General features: G+C 62.3%; 17 protein-coding genes and 1 pseudogene. 11 read left to right on the top strand and 7 right to left on the bottom strand.

What is annotated here, in order from left to right; genetic code table 11:
• Positions 1-91: 91 nt before the first annotated feature.
• The 8 genes from N826_RS40680 to mnhG all read left to right on the top strand — a co-directional run bounded on the left by N826_RS40680 (position 92) and on the right by mnhG (position 8018).
• Positions 92-688, top strand: coding sequence for a CBS domain-containing protein (locus tag N826_RS40680; protein ID WP_052832307.1), 597 nt, complete (start codon positions 92-94; stop codon positions 686-688).
• Between the two features lie 640 nt (positions 689-1328).
• A complete protein-coding gene (locus N826_RS30525; RefSeq protein ID WP_044435257.1) occupies positions 1329-1811 on the top strand; it encodes a PTS sugar transporter subunit IIA in 483 nt (160 codons plus the stop codon).
• An 89-nt stretch (positions 1812-1900) separates the two neighbouring features.
• The gene (locus tag N826_RS30520) at positions 1901-4867 is read left to right on the top strand and encodes a monovalent cation/H+ antiporter subunit A (RefSeq protein ID WP_044435219.1); all 2967 of its coding nucleotides are present in this window, start codon (positions 1901-1903) and stop codon (positions 4865-4867) included.
• Entirely contained in the window at positions 4867-5211 is a 345-nt protein-coding gene (locus tag N826_RS30515; RefSeq protein WP_044435218.1) for a Na+/H+ antiporter subunit C, read from the top strand. The genes N826_RS30520 and N826_RS30515 overlap by 1 nt, the downstream gene beginning before the upstream one ends.
• On the top strand, positions 5208-6836 hold the full coding sequence (locus N826_RS30510) for a monovalent cation/H+ antiporter subunit D (protein WP_244619687.1): 1629 nt from the start codon (positions 5208-5210) through the stop codon (positions 6834-6836). Before N826_RS30515 ends, N826_RS30510 begins: the two co-directional genes overlap by 4 nt.
• Positions 6833-7321, top strand: coding sequence for a Na+/H+ antiporter subunit E (locus N826_RS30505; protein WP_044435214.1), 489 nt, complete (start codon positions 6833-6835; stop codon positions 7319-7321). The genes N826_RS30510 and N826_RS30505 overlap by 4 nt, the downstream gene beginning before the upstream one ends.
• Positions 7318-7599: a K+/H+ antiporter subunit F gene (locus N826_RS30500; RefSeq protein ID WP_044435212.1), complete on the top strand. Its 282-nt coding sequence runs from the start codon at positions 7318-7320 to the stop codon at positions 7597-7599. Before N826_RS30505 ends, N826_RS30500 begins: the two co-directional genes overlap by 4 nt.
• Positions 7596-8018, top strand: coding sequence for a monovalent cation/H(+) antiporter subunit G (mnhG, locus tag N826_RS30495; RefSeq protein ID WP_044435210.1), 423 nt, complete (start codon positions 7596-7598; stop codon positions 8016-8018). Before N826_RS30500 ends, mnhG begins: the two co-directional genes overlap by 4 nt.
• 84 nt (positions 8019-8102) lie before the next feature.
• Here the strand turns inward: mnhG and N826_RS30490 are convergent, their stop codons facing one another.
• Entirely contained in the window at positions 8103-8360 is a 258-nt protein-coding gene (locus N826_RS30490) for a helix-turn-helix domain-containing protein (RefSeq protein ID WP_044435255.1), read from the bottom strand.
• A gap of 414 nt (positions 8361-8774) precedes the next feature.
• On the opposite strand from N826_RS30490, the gene N826_RS30485 reads away from it, so the two are divergent.
• Both N826_RS30485 and N826_RS30480 read left to right on the top strand, forming a co-directional pair.
• The gene (locus N826_RS30485) at positions 8775-9086 is read left to right on the top strand and encodes a hypothetical protein (protein ID WP_044435209.1); all 312 of its coding nucleotides are present in this window, start codon (positions 8775-8777) and stop codon (positions 9084-9086) included.
• A 383-nt stretch (positions 9087-9469) separates the two neighbouring features.
• Complete coding sequence (locus N826_RS30480) at positions 9470-9949, top strand: pentapeptide repeat-containing protein (RefSeq protein ID WP_084721304.1); 480 nt, start codon at positions 9470-9472, stop codon at positions 9947-9949.
• Between the two features lie 34 nt (positions 9950-9983).
• On the opposite strand, the gene N826_RS30475 is transcribed toward N826_RS30480, so the two are convergent.
• From N826_RS30475 to N826_RS30460, 4 genes are read right to left on the bottom strand one after another with little or no spacing between them, the layout of a single operon-like run.
• Entirely contained in the window at positions 9984-10451 is a 468-nt protein-coding gene (locus tag N826_RS30475; protein ID WP_244619686.1) for a PAS domain-containing protein, read from the bottom strand.
• Positions 10448-11632 carry a cystathionine gamma-synthase gene (gene metB, locus N826_RS30470; protein WP_044435207.1) on the bottom strand — a complete coding sequence of 395 codons (1185 nt, stop codon included), beginning with the start codon at positions 11630-11632 and terminating at the stop codon, positions 10448-10450. Before metB ends, N826_RS30475 begins: the two co-directional genes overlap by 4 nt.
• Before the next feature lie 53 nt (positions 11633-11685).
• Complete coding sequence (locus N826_RS30465) at positions 11686-13419, bottom strand: NADPH-dependent assimilatory sulfite reductase hemoprotein subunit (RefSeq protein ID WP_044435206.1); 1734 nt, start codon at positions 13417-13419, stop codon at positions 11686-11688.
• A 10-nt stretch (positions 13420-13429) separates the two neighbouring features.
• On the bottom strand, positions 13430-15277 hold the full coding sequence (locus N826_RS30460) for an assimilatory sulfite reductase (NADPH) flavoprotein subunit (RefSeq protein WP_044435205.1): 1848 nt from the start codon (positions 15275-15277) through the stop codon (positions 13430-13432).
• A gap of 134 nt (positions 15278-15411) precedes the next feature.
• Between N826_RS30460 and N826_RS30455 the strand changes: the two genes are divergently transcribed.
• Complete coding sequence (locus tag N826_RS30455) at positions 15412-16344, top strand: LysR family transcriptional regulator (RefSeq protein WP_211099425.1); 933 nt, start codon at positions 15412-15414, stop codon at positions 16342-16344.
• A 201-nt stretch (positions 16345-16545) separates the two neighbouring features.
• Here the strand turns inward: N826_RS30455 and N826_RS30450 are convergent, their stop codons facing one another.
• Both N826_RS30450 and N826_RS45460 read right to left on the bottom strand, forming a co-directional pair.
• Positions 16546-16827 (bottom strand): cytochrome C oxidase subunit IV family protein, encoded by a 282-nt coding sequence (locus N826_RS30450; protein ID WP_084721303.1) that lies wholly within the window; start codon positions 16825-16827, stop codon positions 16546-16548.
• A 3-nt stretch (positions 16828-16830) separates the two neighbouring features.
• Positions 16831-16920: pseudogene (locus N826_RS45460) on the bottom strand (cytochrome c oxidase subunit 3 family protein); the annotation flags it as partial.
• Positions 16921-17192 lie beyond the last annotated feature (272 nt).

The following is a 17192-nucleotide window of genomic DNA, read 5'->3' as shown; positions in this document are numbered from 1 at the left end:
GTTGCAAACGGGCGGGTGCCAGCTTGAAAGGCTGTTGCGAAGCGACCGTACCGACTGGAGCCGATAGAGAGGGAAACCGGAGGATCATGATATGTCAGGTATAAAAGTCAGGCAGGTGATGGAACAGCCCGGGATTTTCATCGACGGGACGACATTGCTGGTCGAGACAGCCCGGCTGATGCGGGATCGCGACCTTGGTTGCCTGCTCGTGGGGAGCCCCGACCGGCTCGTTGGCATCGTGACCGATCGGGATCTCGTCGTCCGCTCACTGGCCCAGGGACAGGACAGCTACCGGATTCAAGTGGAAACCATCATGTCACGCGAACCGATCTGCTGTGACGCCGATCAGACGACGGACACGGCGTTAAAGATTATGGCTGAATGTGGGGTTCGACGCCTCCCCGTCCGCAATCGAACCGATCGCGTGATCGGCCTTATTTCTCGCAGCGACATCGGCTTTCCTCATTCAGACAGAAAGCCTTGCCAGATCAACTTCTACAAAAACGTGCAGGCCGGCAGCATTTCTCGACCTGTTCTGATGGATACGGTCTATGTCTCCGGCTGTCCCGATCCTGACGCGGCGATCGAGATGGCCTGCCAACGCATTGTGGACGCCCATGGGGTAGCCAGCTGGGATCAGTTTGCCGACCAATACGAGATTTTCGACTTGGGAGATATTTACCGGTAGCGGCGAGCAATGACCTTTGTGATGTCGAGGAGGTTGGTTGCGGCACCCGAGGTGCCGGACTAAGGCTAACATTGTGAGACGTCGGCCGGGCATGACTTCCAGCGCCTTCAACCACCAGAGCAGTTGTTGTATTGTTCAGCCGATGGTGGCCATCAGAATCAATGAATAGCCCTCGATAGCCGGCATAGTATCTCCAAGCATGATTTCCAACAGGGCCTTCGCTCCGGTTCGTTCGAAGACAGGCTCTTGGATGGAAAGGCTGCTTCCATCAGTCAATATCGTACATTTTGGTTGACATGCGACATGCGGATTTTACTTAGAGGATGGATCCACTTCAGCATTCACGGGGGCAAATCGGTGCCAAAGCCTATTACCCACAACATCGTCGTCGATCCTCTTGCTGCGCTTCCTCCCAAGTCTCATCAAGGATTAGGTCTCGTCACTCGATAAGCGGCATTCCATCATAGGACTGTCAAGGCGTTGCGGCTAAATGACCGCAGGACTTGCCATCTCTTCTCTCTCTGTCTATGAGGCGCAGGCCTGTCACGGATAAACATTTCATTTGCCCACGGCCGAAAATGAAAGGTTGTGGATAGCATCGGAAATACGAGGCAGTTTTACCGCCACTATGGAGAAACGGATGGCGATTTCGGACCTCCTTTCCGTCGCGGACGTCATCCTCGACGTGAGCGCAGGCAACAAGCGGAGTTTGCTTGAAGTCTTGTCGGATGAGGCGGCAAGCCGGCTCGGGCGCTCCAGTCAGGAGATCCTCGAAGCCCTGCGGGACCGGGAGCAGATCGGCTCCACGGCACTCGGCAGAGGCGTCGCACTTCCCCATGCGGAGCTCAGCGGGACACATCCGCCGATCGTTCTGTTCACCCGGCTCCAGCGTCCGATCGATTTCGATGCCCGGGATGATGAGCCGGTCGATCTCGTTTTCCTGGTGCTTTGGCCGGCGGGAGGCGGCAAGGGGATTTTACCCACCATATCCGAGATCTGCCGGGCGCTGCGCGAGCCGCAGTCCCTGCGCCGCCTGCGCCTCGCGGAGACGCCCGAGGAGGTGGTCGAACTCGTGCGTCAGCTGACTGTTCCGGGACCGGACGTCGCGCGGGAGGAGACATGATCGGTTGTCCAGTCTCAGACACTCCACACTATCGCTTTACCTGTGAACAGGTGATTTCCATGCCTCGCAACACTTGATCGCAGGGGACCATGCCAGACGCCTTGCTGCTCATCGCCGCCGTCAGTCTCCCCTTTATCGGGGCGATCATAGCCGGGCTGCTGCCCACCCACGCACGCAATGCCGCGGCGTGGCTGGCGGGCGCTACCACCCTGGTCGGGCTCGCTCTCGTGTGGGCCGCCTATCCGACGGTGGCGGCGGGCGGCGTCGTCCGCCACGCGTCCGAATGGATGCCAACCCTCGGGCTCGACTTCTCCCTGAGAATGGACGGCTTCGCCTGGCTCTTCGCGGGGATGGTGTCGGGCGTCGGGGGCCTGGTGGTGGTTTATGCGCGATACTACATGGCGGCGGAAGATCCGGTACCGCGCTTCTTTGCCTTCCTGCTTGCCTTCATGGGTTCCATGACCGGCATGGTCCTCTCCGGTAACCTGATCCAGCTGGTCTTCTTCTGGGAGATGACCAGCCTCTTCTCGTTCCTGCTGATCGGCTACTGGCACCACACGGCGGCCGCACGCGATGGCGCCCGCATGGCGCTGACCGTCACCGCCACCGGCGGGCTATGCCTGTTCGCCGGCGTGCTGATCCTGGGCCACATCGTCGGCAGCTATGACCTCGACCGCGTGCTGGCGTCCGGCGACCTGATCCGGTCGCATCCGCTCTACCTGCCAGCCCTGGTCCTGATCCTGCTGGGAGCGTTGACCAAGAGCGCGCAGTTCCCGTTCCATTTCTGGCTGCCGCACGCCATGGCGGCGCCGACGCCGGTGTCGGCTTACCTGCACTCCGCGACGCTCGTGAAAGCAGGCGTGTTCCTGATGGCGCGCCTGTGGCCAGTGATGTCAGGGACGGAGGAATGGTTCTGGATCGTCGGGTCGGCCGGCCTCGCCACGCTGCTGCTCGGCGCCTACATCGCGATCTTCCAGCACGACTTGAAAGGGCTGCTGGCCTACTCGACCATCAGTCACCTCGGGCTGATCACGCTGCTGCTCGGCCTCAACAGCGAGCTGGCCATGGTGGCGGCCATCTTCCACATCATCAATCATGCCGCCTTCAAGGCGTCGCTGTTCATGGCGGTGGGCATCATCGACCACGAGACGGGCACACGCGACATCCGGCGTCTTTCAGGGCTGAACCGCTCCATGCCCTTCACCGCACGGCTGGCCCTGGTCGCCGCTGCCGCCATGGCCGGCGTGCCGCTGCTCAACGGCTTCCTTTCCAAGGAGATGTTCTTCGCCGAAGCCCTGTCGGCCCAGGCGTCATCTGCGCTGTTCATCTCCGTGCTGCCCTTCGCCGCCATGCTGGCAAGTGCCTTCAGCGTCGCCTACTCCCTGCGCTTCATCCACGGCGCCTTCTTCGGTCCCGACCCGGTGGGGCTGCCCCACACGCCGCACGAACCGCCGGCCTGGATGCGGTTCCCGGTGGAGATCCTGGTGCTCGCCTGCATCATCATTGGCGTTCTCCCGGCGGCTGCGGTTGGGCCCTACCTGGATATGGCGGCGCATTCCGCCCTTGGTGCGACAACACCCGAGTACAGCCTGGCAGTCTGGCACGGCTTCAACCGGCCGCTGATGATGAGCCTGACGGCGATGGCCGTCGGTTTCGTTCTCTACCTGGCACTCCAGCGGCATCTGCTGAGGGGGATCGATGGCCCCCCCGTGATCCGCGGGCTGGAAGGCCGGCGCATGTTCGAGCGGACCATGGTTTTTCTCTCCTGGCGTCTCGCGCGCACGCTCGAGGGCCTGTTCGGCACCCGGCGCCTGCAGCCCCAGCTGCGGCTGGTGGTTTGCGTGGCGATTGTTGCTGCTGCCCTGACCGTCTACATCCGTGTGCCCGGGCCGGGCAACCTGACGCCCTCGGACATCGATCCCGTGCTGGCGCTGGTCTGGGCCATTGGTGCTGCCTGCGCTCTGGGCACTGCTTGGCAGGCCAAGTTTCACCGGCTCGCCGCCCTGATCCTGCTCGGAGGCACCGGGCTGGTCGTCTGCGTGACCTTCGTCTGGTTCTCGGCACCCGATCTTGCCCTGACGCAGCTGCTGGTCGAGGTCGTCACCACCGTCCTGCTGCTGCTGGGGCTGCGCTGGCTGCCGAAGCGCTTCGACGTTCCTGGTTCTCGCGCGTCCGAGGCGATCACCATGACGCGCCGCCTGCGCGACCTCGCCATCGCCGTTACGGCCGGCGCCGGCATGGCCGCCCTCGCTTTCAGCGTGATGACGCGGTTCCCTCCCGAACTCCTGGCGCAGCACTTCCTGGAACGGGCCTACAGCGAGGGCGGCGGCACCAACGTGGTCAACGTGATCCTGGTGGATTTCCGCGGCTTCGATACCCTGGGCGAGATCACCGTGCTGGGGGCTGTGGCGCTGACCGTCTATGCGCTGCTGCGGCGCTTCCGCCCGGCCCCGGACAGTGTGGACATCCCGGAGCAGCAGCGCGACCAGAGCGCCTATGACATTGCGCGACCCGACCGGCGGGAAGGCGACACCGTCGCCGACTGGCTGCTGATACCCGCCGTCCTTACCCGGCTGCTGTTCCCGGTGATCTGCGTGGTGGCGCTGTTCCTGCTGCTGCGCGGTCACGACCTGCCGGGCGGCGGGTTCTCAGCGGGGCTGACCGCGTCGATCGCGATAATCATCCAGTACATGGTCGGCGGAACACAGTGGGCCGAAGCCCGCTTGCGGATCAGTCCGCTGCGCTGGATCGGCGTCGGGCTGCTGCTCGCTACCGGCACCGGGCTGGCAGCCTGGCTGTTCGGCCGGCCCTTCCTGACCTCCTACTTTGCTTACGCGGATCTGCCCATCATCGGAGAAATTCCAACCGCGAGCGCCCTGATCTTCGATATCGGCGTGTTCGCGCTCGTGGTCGGCGCCACCGTGCTGATGCTGATCGCGATCGCTCACCAGTCGGTTCGCGGCCACCGCGCCACGCCGCGAATTGTCGGCACATATCCAGCACCGGCGAAGGTTCCGGCACCGGTGCCCCAGCAGGTTCCGGCGGGAGAGGATTGATGGAGCTTATCCTGGCACTCGGTATCGGCGTGCTGACCGGATCCGGCGTCTGGCTGCTGCTGCGGCCGCGCACCTTTCAGGTGATCATCGGCCTCTCGCTGCTGTCCTACGCCGTCAACCTGTTCATCTTCTCGACCGGCGGGCTCCGCACGGGTGCCGCCCCCGTGCTGGAAAAAGGCATGGCGGGCGACCTTGCCCTGCACGCCGACCCGGTGCCCCAGGCGCTGGTCCTCACCGCCATCGTCATCGGCTTCGCCACGACCGCCCTGTTTCTCGTGCTGCTTCTCGCCGCGCGCGGCCTGACAGGGACCGACCATGTTGATGGAAAGGAGCAGGAGCGTTGAGCGGCTGGATGGACCACCTGACGATCGCGCCGATCGTTATCCCGCTCCTGGCCGGAACGCTGATGCTGCTGATCGGCGAGCGGCGGCGCCCGCTCAAGGCAGCGTTCGGCATGACCTCGGCGCTCCTGCAGCTCGCATCGGCGCTCCTGCTACTGCTTCTGGCCGACGGCGCAATTGGGGGTACGGACGAGGCCGCAGTGCGCGTGTACCGGCTCGGCGACTGGCCCTCGCTGTTCGGCATCGTGCTGGTGCTGGATCGTCTGTCGGCACTGATACTGGTGCTGACCGCCGTCCTCGGGCTTGCTGCCCTGACGTTCTCGCTGGCCCACTGGCAGCGGGCGGGAGCCCACTTTCACCCCCTGTTCCAGTTCCAGCTGATGGGGCTCAACGGCGCCTTCCTGACCGGTGATCTCTTCAACCTGTTCGTCTTTTTCGAGGTCATGCTGGCCGCCTCGTACGGGCTGGCCCTGCACGGCTCCGGCATTGCCCGTGTCCGGGCAGGTCTGCACTACGTCGCGATCAACCTGGTGGCATCCCTGCTTTTCCTGATCGGGGTGAGCATGATTTACGGCCTCGCCGGCACGCTCAACATGGCCGACCTCGCGGGCCGGATCGCCGGTCTTCGGACCGAGGATCGAGCCCTGGTTGAAGTCGGCGCCGCGATCCTGGGCATCGCCTTTCTGATCAAGGCAGGGATGTGGCCCCTCGGCTTCTGGCTGCCCACCACCTACGCTGCCGCCGGCACTGCCTCGGCCGCCATCATCTCGATCCTGAGCAAGGTCGGCATCTACGCCGTACTCCGGCTGTGGCTGCTGATGTTCGGTGAGAGTGCAGGCGACTCGGCTGGATTTGGCGGCGCCTGGCTGATGATCGGCGGGCTGCTGACCATCGCCTTCGGCTCCCTGGCGGTGCTGGCGACGCAGAACATGGCGCGGCTGGCTGGCGCCAGCGTGCTGGTCTCCTCCGGTACGCTGCTGGCGGCGATCGGCACCGGTCAGGTCGCGGTGACCGGCGGCGCGCTCTTCTACCTGACCAGCTCCGTCCTCGCGATCGCCGCCTTCTTTCTTGTGATCGAGCTGATCGAGCGCGGCCGGGAAGTCGGAGCGGACGTGCTGGCCGTGACGCGGGAAGCGTTCGGCGACGATGAGGATGCGGATGAGGAGGAGGAAATGGGGCTCGCCATTCCGGGAACCATGGCGGTGCTGGGCATGGGCTTCATCAGCTGTGCCCTGCTGCTGGCGGGGCTGCCGCCTCTCTCCGGGTTTCTCGCCAAATTCGCCATGCTGGCGCCCCTGCTCGGCTCCGGCGACGGCGTGTCCGCCACCACCTGGGCGCTGCTCGCCGCCCTGATCCTGTCTGGACTGGCAACAGTCATCGCCATGACCCGCACCGGCATCGACGTGTTCTGGGCGTCGCCGGCGGCGCAGGTGCCGCGGGTGCAGGTGAGTGAGGTTGTTCCGATTGTGCTGCTGCTCGCCCTGTGCCTGGCGCTCACCATCCAGGCGGGTCCGGTCATGCGCTACATGGAAGCAACCGCCCAGTCGCTCCACGCGCCGCGGGACTATGTCCGGAGCGTAGTGCCGGCGCCTCGAGCCCCGGAGCGGGCCGAGAAAGGTCGCCCATGAGACGGTGGCTTCCTTTCCCCCTGTTGACCGTGGCCCTGCTGGTCCTGTGGCTGCTGCTGACCGGGAGCCTCACCCCAGGGACTATCATCCTGGGCAGCATCCTGGCGATCGGTGCTGCGCGGGCGCTGCTGACGCTCACCCCGCCGAAGACCAGGCTCCGGCGGCCGCGCGCGGCCTTCAGGCTCGCACTGGTGGTTCTGGCCGAAATCGTCCGCTCCAACTGGGCCGTTGCCCGGATTATCCTGCTTCCGGCGACGCGGCAGCGGAAATCCGGTTTCGTGAGAATTCCGCTCGACATGCGCGCTCCCTACGGCCTGGCGGCGCTGGCCTGCATCATCACAGCCACGCCCGGCACCCTCTGGGTCGAGTATGATTCCGCCGACAACACCATGCTTCTGCACGTCCTCGATTTGATCGACGAGGAGGAATGGGTGCGGATCATCAAGGACCGCTATGAGAAGCGGCTGGTGGAGATATTCGAATGACCACGGAACTGTTGAGCTGGTCCATTCTCCTGGCTCAGATCCTCCTGACCCTGGCCATGGCCTGTGCTGTGTACAGGTTGCTGCGCGGCCCGCGCGCGCAGGACCGGGTGCTTGGACTGGACACCCTTTATGTCAACGCCACGATGCTGCTGCTGACCTTCGGCATACGAACCGGCAGCACGCTGTACTTTGAATCGGCTCTGGTCATAGCATTGCTCGGCTTCGTCGCAACGGCGGCGCTGGCGAAGTTCCTCATGCGCGGAGAGGTGATTGAATGACAAACGCGGCGGATCTTCCAGCCTGGGCGGCGCTGCCGACAGCGTTGCTCCTTCTGCTCGGGGCCGGACTGGCGCTGACCGGCTCGCTCGGTCTGCTGCGGCTCGGGAGCTTCTACGAGCGGATCCATGCTCCGACGCTGGGCACCACGATGGGGATCAGCTGCGTGTTGCTCGCCTCTATGCTGTTCTTTTCCGTTTTGCAGACGCGCCTGGTGCTGCACGAGCTGCTGATCGCGGTCCTCATGGTCGTCACCACACCTGTCACCCTGATGCTGCTGGCGCGCGCGGCGCTGTACCGCGACCGCAGCGAAGGCTGCGACGAGGTGCCGCCACCGCCGCCGCCACTTCCCTCATCGCCCGATCTTCCAGGTGGCTCTCCTCAAACTCAGGTAAGCACCAAAGTCTTCGAACGCACATGAAGGTGTGCCGCGACTGGTTCCGGAGATGATGCTGCTGAATGCTCCTGTCAGACCTGATGCAGCCAGACTTGATGCAACCATGCCCTAGCGCGCATCTGATTGATCAGGCCGGTGAGGTGACTGGAGCCGCGCTCCTGCTCCCTGCTCATCGGCTTCGATGAGGATCACGCCAGCCTGTTCGAGAGTCATGCGGATCATGGCAGCGCTGGCCCGCTGGAGTTCATGCTCGCCTCGCTCGAACCCGCGCACCGTGCTGCGACTGACGCCGGCACGCACCGCCAAGTCTTCCTGGGTCCAGTTGAGGAGTGCGCGAGCGGCACGACACTGTTCGGAGCTTAACATGACCGTGATATGGAGAATGGCGGAAATAAGTTCAAGATGATCCAATTTGGTTGATATGGAACACTCACCTCCCACATCGCAAGCAGGTTCTGGGGAATGGGAACCAACCTCCCAGACAACGAAAGATCCTCGATGCCCCCTTAGACCAGCCTGATCGCCAACCTCGTTTTGTGCTTGGTCTTTTGCTTAATCGAAGGCTTCGACGCAAGCAAACTGCGCCCGAACAGCCGTATCTTTGTCGAACAGGTCATCGAGAGCTGAGCGCGGGCTGAATGATTTTCATGGATGCCTGTCATCACGGTTCTCGCGGGCAGTTACAGACCGCGATGGCGGCTGGTCGGAATAGGGGTAGCTTCCAGGCCTCCATCAACATGTTCGGTAACGATCTTAGATCACCACGTCCAAGGAGTGCCGATGCGCCCTGCCAGCAAAACCGCTCCGCATGGACGGAGCTTTCTGCGCCGTGTCTTCGCGGTCAATCTGGCCTGGGGAGTGATTCTCTATCTCCTGATCGGCGAAAACCAGGAAGCCAATCTCTGGATCAATCTCGGCTCGTTCGCCGCCATGATGCTGCTCGCCCGTGCCGGAGGCTGGCTCAGGTATTGCGGTACAGGACCTTGGCTCGTTGAAGGCGCTGCGTGGCATTTCGGCGCCGTCCAGGTGGCGAACCTGCTGGTTGTTGCGCTCGGAGCGCCGCATCTTCCTGATGACTCAGCGCTGCAGTGATCATGCCCTTGTGAAGATACTGTTGGTGAATTCGACGATCGGGGCCAAGGTACTCGGAACTTGGCCCAGAATGTGGCCAGAAACAGAATTTTTACCCGCAGAGGCCAAATGGAGCCTCATTTCAGAATTCGCCAACAGTATCTTGTGAAGGACAGGATACCCGCTTTCTCCCCTATAGGTCGGATCCACTCTTCGAAATCCCTCAGGTTTCCGATGCAGGATCAGCGTGAAACAGACTAACCAATAGGCGAAACTGAAAGCGGCTGCTTGATGCGTGATTTTTCAAAAGAATTTGTGTAACTCTGGAGAGGTGCGATCATTTCGCCAGCCGATTGTTGAATTTGCCGAGAACAAGCCCCGCGTACATGTAGGAGCTGACGAAGATGCGAACATTGATGTACGGAGGCTTGGCCCTTTTCGCCTTCATCTTTTTCAGCGCCAGTGATGGTTCGGCGCAGCAAACCATTCGAGGCTGTGAAATAAAGCCTCGCACGGGCTGCGCGGGAGGTAACCTCTCCGGACAGAATCTGTTGAAGGCTGAGTTGGCCGGCGCCGATTTGTCGAACGCGAACTTGTCCGGGGCCGATCTTCGGGGAGCGGATCTGTACCGGGCGGACCTGTCAGGTGCAGATCTTTCGAATGCAAACCTGTCCAATGCGATCTTGAATCGCTCGGATCTTTCCGGCGCGAATCTTTCCGACGCCGATCTTACCGCGGCCCAGATCCGCGCTGCCGATATGAGCCGGGCAAACCTCACCGGCGCCGACCTCAAACGCGTCGAGCTGACCTACACCAATTTGACAGGCGTTACTTGGGTGGATGGCCGCACCTGCGCGGAAGGATCAAGTGGTGACTGCAAGTGACCTGGTGAAATGATCAGGCCTCCTCATCATCGCATCAAGCTGCTGGCGCCGCACTCTCCAATTCCGCAATCTTCCGCCGGAGGGATTTAAGTTCCTCGAAGTGCTTCGTGCTGTCGCGCATGATCGAGGCCATTCCAACCGCGGTCCCGTGCTCGTCGCGCAGCATCACGATGGTGAATTCGACCGAGATCCGCCGTCCGTCCTTTGTCAGGGCCGGGACCGACAGCAGATCGCCTTCGCCGTAACGGCTATGGCCTGTCGCCATGACATGGCGATAACCCTGCCAGTGCCGGGCCCTGAGCTTCTCGGGAATGATCAGGTCGAGCGATTGATCCACGGCCTCTACGGCATCGAAGCCGAAGATGCGGGCGGCGCCAGGATTCCAGAACACGATCCTGCCCTCGGCATCCGACACCACGATGGCGTCTGACGATGTTTGGAGAAGTGCTTCCAGCAAAGAAGAGCCGGTCAGCGCGCGTATATTTCCAGCATCATGCATCATCGTGCTAAAGCCTCCGCTCCGATTCCAGCAGATTTCAACGCCTGCGCCAGATCCTCCAAAAGGTCACCCTCGCTCTCGAGCCCAACCGACAATCTCAATAACGTATCCGTGATTCCGGCAGTGCGCCTTGCCTGCGGATCCATGCTGGCATGCGTCATGGTCGCCGGATGGGCCACAAGGCTTTCGATGCCACCGAGGGACTCGGCGAGGGTGAAGATACGAACCGCGTTGACGAAACGTCGAACTTCTTCAAGCCCGCCGTTGAGTTCGAAGCTGAGCATGGCGCCGAAACCGCGCTGCTGCTTCCTGGCGATCTCATGGCCCGGATGCGATGGCAGACCGGGATAGTGGACGGTTTTTACCTGCGGCTGCGCCTCAAGGAAGGCGGCGACCGCTTCGGCGTTCCGCTGCTGGCTCTCGACGCGGGGGAACAGGGTTCGGATCCCTCTCAGCGTTTGGTAAGCGTCAAAGGGAGAGCCGGTCACCCCGGTAACATTGGCCCAAGCCGCAAGGGTGGCGGCGTCTTCGGCTTCCGCGGCGATCACGGCGCCGCCGATGATATCCGAGTGGCCGTTGAGGTATTTGGTGGTGGAATGAATGACGAAATCGGCGCCGAGCGCAATCGGCTGCTGTAGGGCAGGGGACAGGAAGGTGTTGTCAACGGCGACGGCCGCCCCCGCCGCCTTGGCCTTCCTTGCGATGACAGCGATATCGACAACACGCATGAGCGGATTGCTGGGCGTTTCGATAAGCACCAGTTTCTGCCGGCCCGTCGCGAACGCCGTATCGACGGCGGCGGCATCGTTCTGGTCGATGAAAACGACTTCGAACTGGCCTTTGGCTGCGCGGACGTTAAGCAGGCGTTGAGTGCCGCCGTAACAATCATGCGGCGCCACCACGCACTCGCCCGGCTCGAGGCGGGACAGGACCAAGTCTATGGCGGCCATGCCGCTCGCGACGACGACAGCTCCCGCACCGCCCTCCAGCCTGGCGAGCGTGTCGGCAAGCTGATCGCGCGTCGGATTGCGGGTCCGGGAATAATCATAAGCTCCAGGCTGCTCGAACCCCCCGAACTTATAGCTGCTCGCCAGATATATCGGCGGCGCGACCGCTCCGAAAGCCGCATCCTGGCCGATACCGTTGGCGGCGGCGATGGTCCGCGGTGACCTGGTGTCTGTCATGCCCTGTTTCCCTGTCCTTGATGCCATGCGTGGACTCGGTTCCGCTCACCGGATCAGCTGTTGAAGTCCTTTCCGGCCTTGACCTCCTTCACGTAGCCAGCACGGATGACGAAATCCCCGAAAGGCTCAGTCTCCAGCCGTTCGCGGGCGTAATGGCTGAGCGTGGTGTCGAGTGCCGCGAGAATGGCCTCTTCACCGACGTTCTCCAGATACATCCGGTTGAGCCTCTGGCCGTGGAAGCCGCCACCGAGATAAAGGTTGTACTTGCCCGGTGCCCGTCCGGAGAGACCGATCTCGGCGATGTAGGGCCGCGAACAGCCGTTCGGGCAGCCGCTCATCCGGATGGTGATGGGCTTATCGGTGAGGCGATGGCGGTCGAGAAGCGTCTCGATCCGGGTCAGGAGCGAAGGTAGGTAGCGCTCGCTCTCCGCCATGGCGAGACCGCAAGTCGGCAGGGCGACGCAGGCCATCGAATTGAGCCGCAGGGCGCTCTGCCGGTTGAGGCCGCACAATCCATGCTTCTCCAGCAACCGCTCGATTTCGGGCCGTTTCTCATCAGAGATTTGCGCGATCGTCAGGTTCTGGTTCGGCGTCAGCCGGAACTCCCCGTCATGAATTTCCGCGATGTCCCGGAAACCGTCCATCAGGGCCCGGCCGGGCAGGTTGGCGATACGGCCATTCTCGATGAAGAGCGTCAAGTGATGACGGCCATCGTCGCCGGTCCGCCAGCCGATCGCGTCGCCGTTCGAGACGAAGTCGTAAGCACGCGCCTCACCCAGCTCGAAGCCCAGCCGGCGCTCGATATCGCCCTTGATCCAGTCCAGACCCCGGTCGTCGATCGTGTATTTGAAGCGCGCATGGGATCGGTCCTTGCGGTCGCCGTAGTCCCGCTGCACCCCCATGACCGCATCGCAGACCGCCAGAACGTCACCCGGCTTCACGAAGCCGATGACATCAGCCAGGCGCGGATATGTGGCGGGCGCCTGATCCGTGCGCCCCAGACCGCCGCCGATCGCGACGTTGAAACCCTGCAAGCCCGTCTCGTCGGCGATGGCGATGAAGCCCAGATCCTGCGCATAGACGTCGATGTCGTTGACCGGCGGGATGGCGAAGCCGATTTTGAACTTTCGTGGCATATAGGTTCGGCCATAGAACGGTTCCTCCGGTTCGGAAGATGCAACCCGCTCCTGGCCGTACCAGATCTCATGATACGCCCGCATCCGGGGGATGGCATGGTCGCTTGCTTGCTTGGACAGGGCGTAGACCTCGGCATGGAGTGCCGACAGATGCGGATTGACGGAACACATCACGCCGCGGGCATCGTCGCCGCAGGCGGAGACCGTGTCGAGCAGCACCTCATGAAGGCCCTGGATCGTTGCTTTCAGGTTATGCTTGAGCAGCCAGTGGAACTGAAAGGTCTGCCGTGTTGTCAGCCGCAGTGTCTCCTGGCCATAGGCGCGGGCAAGTTCGTCCATCTTCAGCCACTGCGCCGGTGTACATACACCGCCCGGAAGGCGCACGCGGGCCATGAACTGATAGGCTGGCTCAAGTTTCTGCCGCCTGCGCTCGTCACGCAGGTCACGGTCATCCTGCTGATAGATGCCGTGAAACTTCATCAGCTTGGTGTCGTCCGGCGCTACGGCGCCCGTGAGACGGTCGAGCAGCCCTTGAGAGATCGTGCCGCGAAGCTGGTCGCTCGATGCCTTCAGGGTTTCATCCGGACCAAGCCGGTCCAGAGGCTGCGACAGATCACGGCTGCGGTCGGACGGCGAGAGGGTCACGGTCATGTACCTGTTCTCAATAAACATCGCGTTGATAACGGCGATCCCGCTGAAGGCGCTGGAGATAGTCTTCGGCAGCGGCGGCACCCAGGCCGCCTTCCTCCGCCACGATCGCTGCCAGCGCCAGGTGGACATCGGGAGCCAGCCGTGCCGCATCGCCGCAGACATAGAGGTGTGCGCCCTCCTCAAGCCAGGCGAACACGTCGCGGGAACGCTCCTTGAGCCGTTGCTGAACGTAAACCTTTCCCCGACCGTCGGCGTTCCGGTCGCGCGAGAAGGCAACATCCATGCGGGTAAGGATTCCGTCCTTGATGAGCGTCTGCCATTCGGTCTGGTAGAGGAAATCGGTGCGGAAGTTGCGCTCACCGAAGAAGAGCCAGGATGGCCCGGATGAGCCGCGCGCTTCGCGCTCCTGCATGAACGCACGATAGGGCGCGATTCCGGTTCCCGCACCGATCATGATGATGGGCACATCATCGGCGGGGAGACGGAAGTGCGGGTTTTTCTGGATATGGACCGGCAACAGCCTATCCAGTTCGCCGCGCGTGGCCAAATGACCGGATGCCACGCCCTGGCGCGCTTCGCCATGAAGATCGTAGCGGACGGTCGCGACGGTCAGATGCGCTTCGTCCGGAGCAACGGTAAGACTTGAAGCGATGGAATAGAGCCGGGGCTGAAGCGGTCGCAGGCCGGCGACAAAGGTTTCCGCATCGATTTTATTCACCGGGAACTGCCGGATCACATCAATGATGTGATGGTTGCGTATAAAGGATGCGCGTTCGTCCGCATGGTCGGCCTGTGTCAGCCGCACCAGCGCGTCCGCATCCGAAATCCCGGCCCAGTGATCGAGAAAGCGCGGGGTCAGCGTAGTGATTTCAAGATCCGTCCGCAGGGCGTCGCTCAGCGGAGTTGGTTTGCCTTTGACCTTGACCGGCGTCGAAGGCACCAGGTCGAGAGCTGTCAGAACCGCATCGACCGATGCGGGATGGTTGCTCGGCATCAAGCCGAGTGAATCGCCCGGTTCATAGGTCAGGCCGGAGTCTTCGAGCGACAGTTCGACATGCCGCGTCTCCTTGGACGAGCCGCGACCCGTAAGGACGATGTTCTCGATGATGGGTGCCGGAAACGGGTTGCGCTTGTCAAAGACCGGGGCCTGCGCTTGAGGCGATGGGGCGGGCTTGGCCGTGGTGGCGGAGGCGCCGTTGGGTCGCCGACTGTCCAGGCTTACTAGAATGTCAGTGATCCAGGCCGCCGCCGGCTCGTCATAATCCACGTCGCAGTCAACCCGAGGCTTCAGCCGCTGCGCTCCAAGCTCCTCAAGGCGGCGATCCAGACGTTTACCGGCTTCGCAATAGAATTCATAAGTGGAATCGCCAAGTCCCAGAACGGCGAAGCGCAGATCGGGCAGCTTCGGCGCCTTGTGTCCTTCGATGAACTCGAAGAAGCTGGTGGCGGACTGCGGCGGATCACCCTCGCCATAGGTGCTTGCGATGACTACAAGATCCTGCTCACTTTTGAGATGCCGGTACTTGTAGGTCGCCATGTCGTGCATCGTGACGTTCAGACCGCGCGCCCTTGCCTGATCGGTCAGAGTTGTCGCCAAGGCGGCACTGTTGCCGGTCTCGGTGCCATAGAGGACCGTCAACGTCCGGGCGCCGGGTGCGGCGGCTGGCAGATCGGGAATGGCAGACCCTGCGGTCGCGCCACCACCAGGAACCAGATCAGCCCTGGCGGCATAATCAAGCCCGGCGAAAAAACCGCTCACCCAAGTTGTCTGCGCTGGGTTAAGGGAGGCCGTCAGAGCTTTCAGCTGCTGCCACTGTGGCTCGTTCAGTCCGGAACTGCGGTGATCTGCATCGCTCATGTCCTGGGCCAACTCCGTGCGCCGCGTCTTTCAGACCACGCCTGTAGGTACGCTATAATCAACATATCCGTTGAGTTATTTATCTGTTTCCTACGACAATCGTGCCGTACATCCTTCCGGCAGACCAATGAATTTTGCTTGCGAATGCCAGCAAGATTATTCATATAAAAGTAATGGATATCAACCTTGCCCGCACGTTTCTCGAGGTCCTGTCGAGTGGCAGTTTCGGCATCGCCGCGGAGCATCTGCACCTGACCCAGACGGCCGTAAGCGCCCGGATCCGAGCGCTTGAGGACCAACTCGGCCGCCGGCTGTTTGTCCGCAACAAGGCGGGCGCGCGCCTGACGCCTGCCGGCGAGCGCTTCGTCCACCACGCCGTGACCCTCATTCAGGCGTGGGAGCGCGCCCGCTATCAAGTGGCCCTTCCGCCGGGGCGGGAGGATGTTGTTAGTCTCGGCGGCGAACTCAGTCTTTGGCAACCGCTGCTAATCGAATGGCTCATCTGGATGCATCAGGAATGTCCTGAGTTTGCGTTGCGGGCGGATGTTGACAGCCCGGTACGCCTGCTCGACCGTGTGCAGGAGGGCTCACTCGATATTGCTGTTCTTTACAGCCCACAGCAGCGACCAGACCTCGCCACCGAACTGATTGCCGATGAAAAGCTGGTTATGGTGACCAGCGATCCGGATGGCGCGATGATCCCAGGCCAGTACATTCATGTCGATTGGGGCCCGACCTTCGCGGCGAGCCATCAGGCCGCTTTTCCCGAACTTGTCAGCCCACCGGTATCGATTTCGCTTGGTCCTCTTGCCCTGGCTTATCTCCTGACAGCTGGCGGCTCGGGTTATTTCAGGATCGGTACCGTCAATCCTTTTCTGGCCGACGGCCGCCTGCGGCGGGTGAGCGGAACGCCGGAATTTTCGCACTCGGCCTATGCCGTCTATGCGACCCGTCGCGACCTGACGGTCATCAATCGCGTGCTTGACGGACTGAAAACTGTTGCTGCCGGTCATGAGCATCCGGGGCTTGGCGGTACCATTGGATCGCAATCGCCGGTGATCAGCTAGCCGGCGTGAAACGCTTTCCGACTGAACGCTTTGATCATGGTTGCCCAGGGTCGGCGTGGGCAGTCTGTTCATGATCAAAGCGTTCAGTCGGAAAGCGCATGATAGTTCCACTCCATGTCCATCACGGAAGTCCAGTGCCAGCATGCCCGGATCCGGTTGGGTGAGATTACTGCGGTCATCGACTTACTGCCCGCATCGATCTCAATGGGAGGCAGCCGCAATCATGGGCGCCAGAGCATAGATCCCGAATATCGTTATCCCCAGCAGCGTGAGCATGACCCGGAACAGCATACGCCAGCCGGATCCGGCGCGCTGGAGACCGAGGAAATGCGTGAGGATCTGGTCGGCTTTGAAGTTGGCCGCCATCAGCACGAGGCCGATCCCGAGCAGGCCGATGCTGCCCTCTGCGCCTGGTCGTCCAGCAAGCAGGGAAACAGCGGTGAGGGCCATGAGAATGACCCAGGTACGCGTCAGAACAGTCACGGTTCACCTCAGCAGATAAACGAGGGGGTAGAGCAGCACCCAGATCAGGTCAACCATGTGCCAAAACGCGGCGCCCGTTTCCATGTTCTCCAGCCCGCCCTGGGCGCTTCTCCATCCCCGCAGATGCGGGGCAACTCGATAACGCACCGGATCATCGAGATCATGATGCCTGGTCCATCCCCGCAAGCGAAGCCTCATGGGAGGGGATGTCCGCTCTATGAGACGACCATCCGCTAGGAAACAGACTGTCCCGCGGCGGCAGCTGCCAATGGGGCGATCAACCTGGAAATGCTTCTGCGCCTTACTCGAGGTCGCCGAAGATGTCGCTCGCGTCCCAGACCGGCGCTGCGCCGCCAGCGGTGGAA

It is taken from the genome of Skermanella aerolata KACC 11604, assembly GCF_000936425.1.
Lineage (GTDB): Bacteria > Pseudomonadota > Alphaproteobacteria > Azospirillales > Azospirillaceae > Skermanella > Skermanella aerolata.
This window is presented reverse-complemented; position numbering and strand designations above follow the sequence as displayed.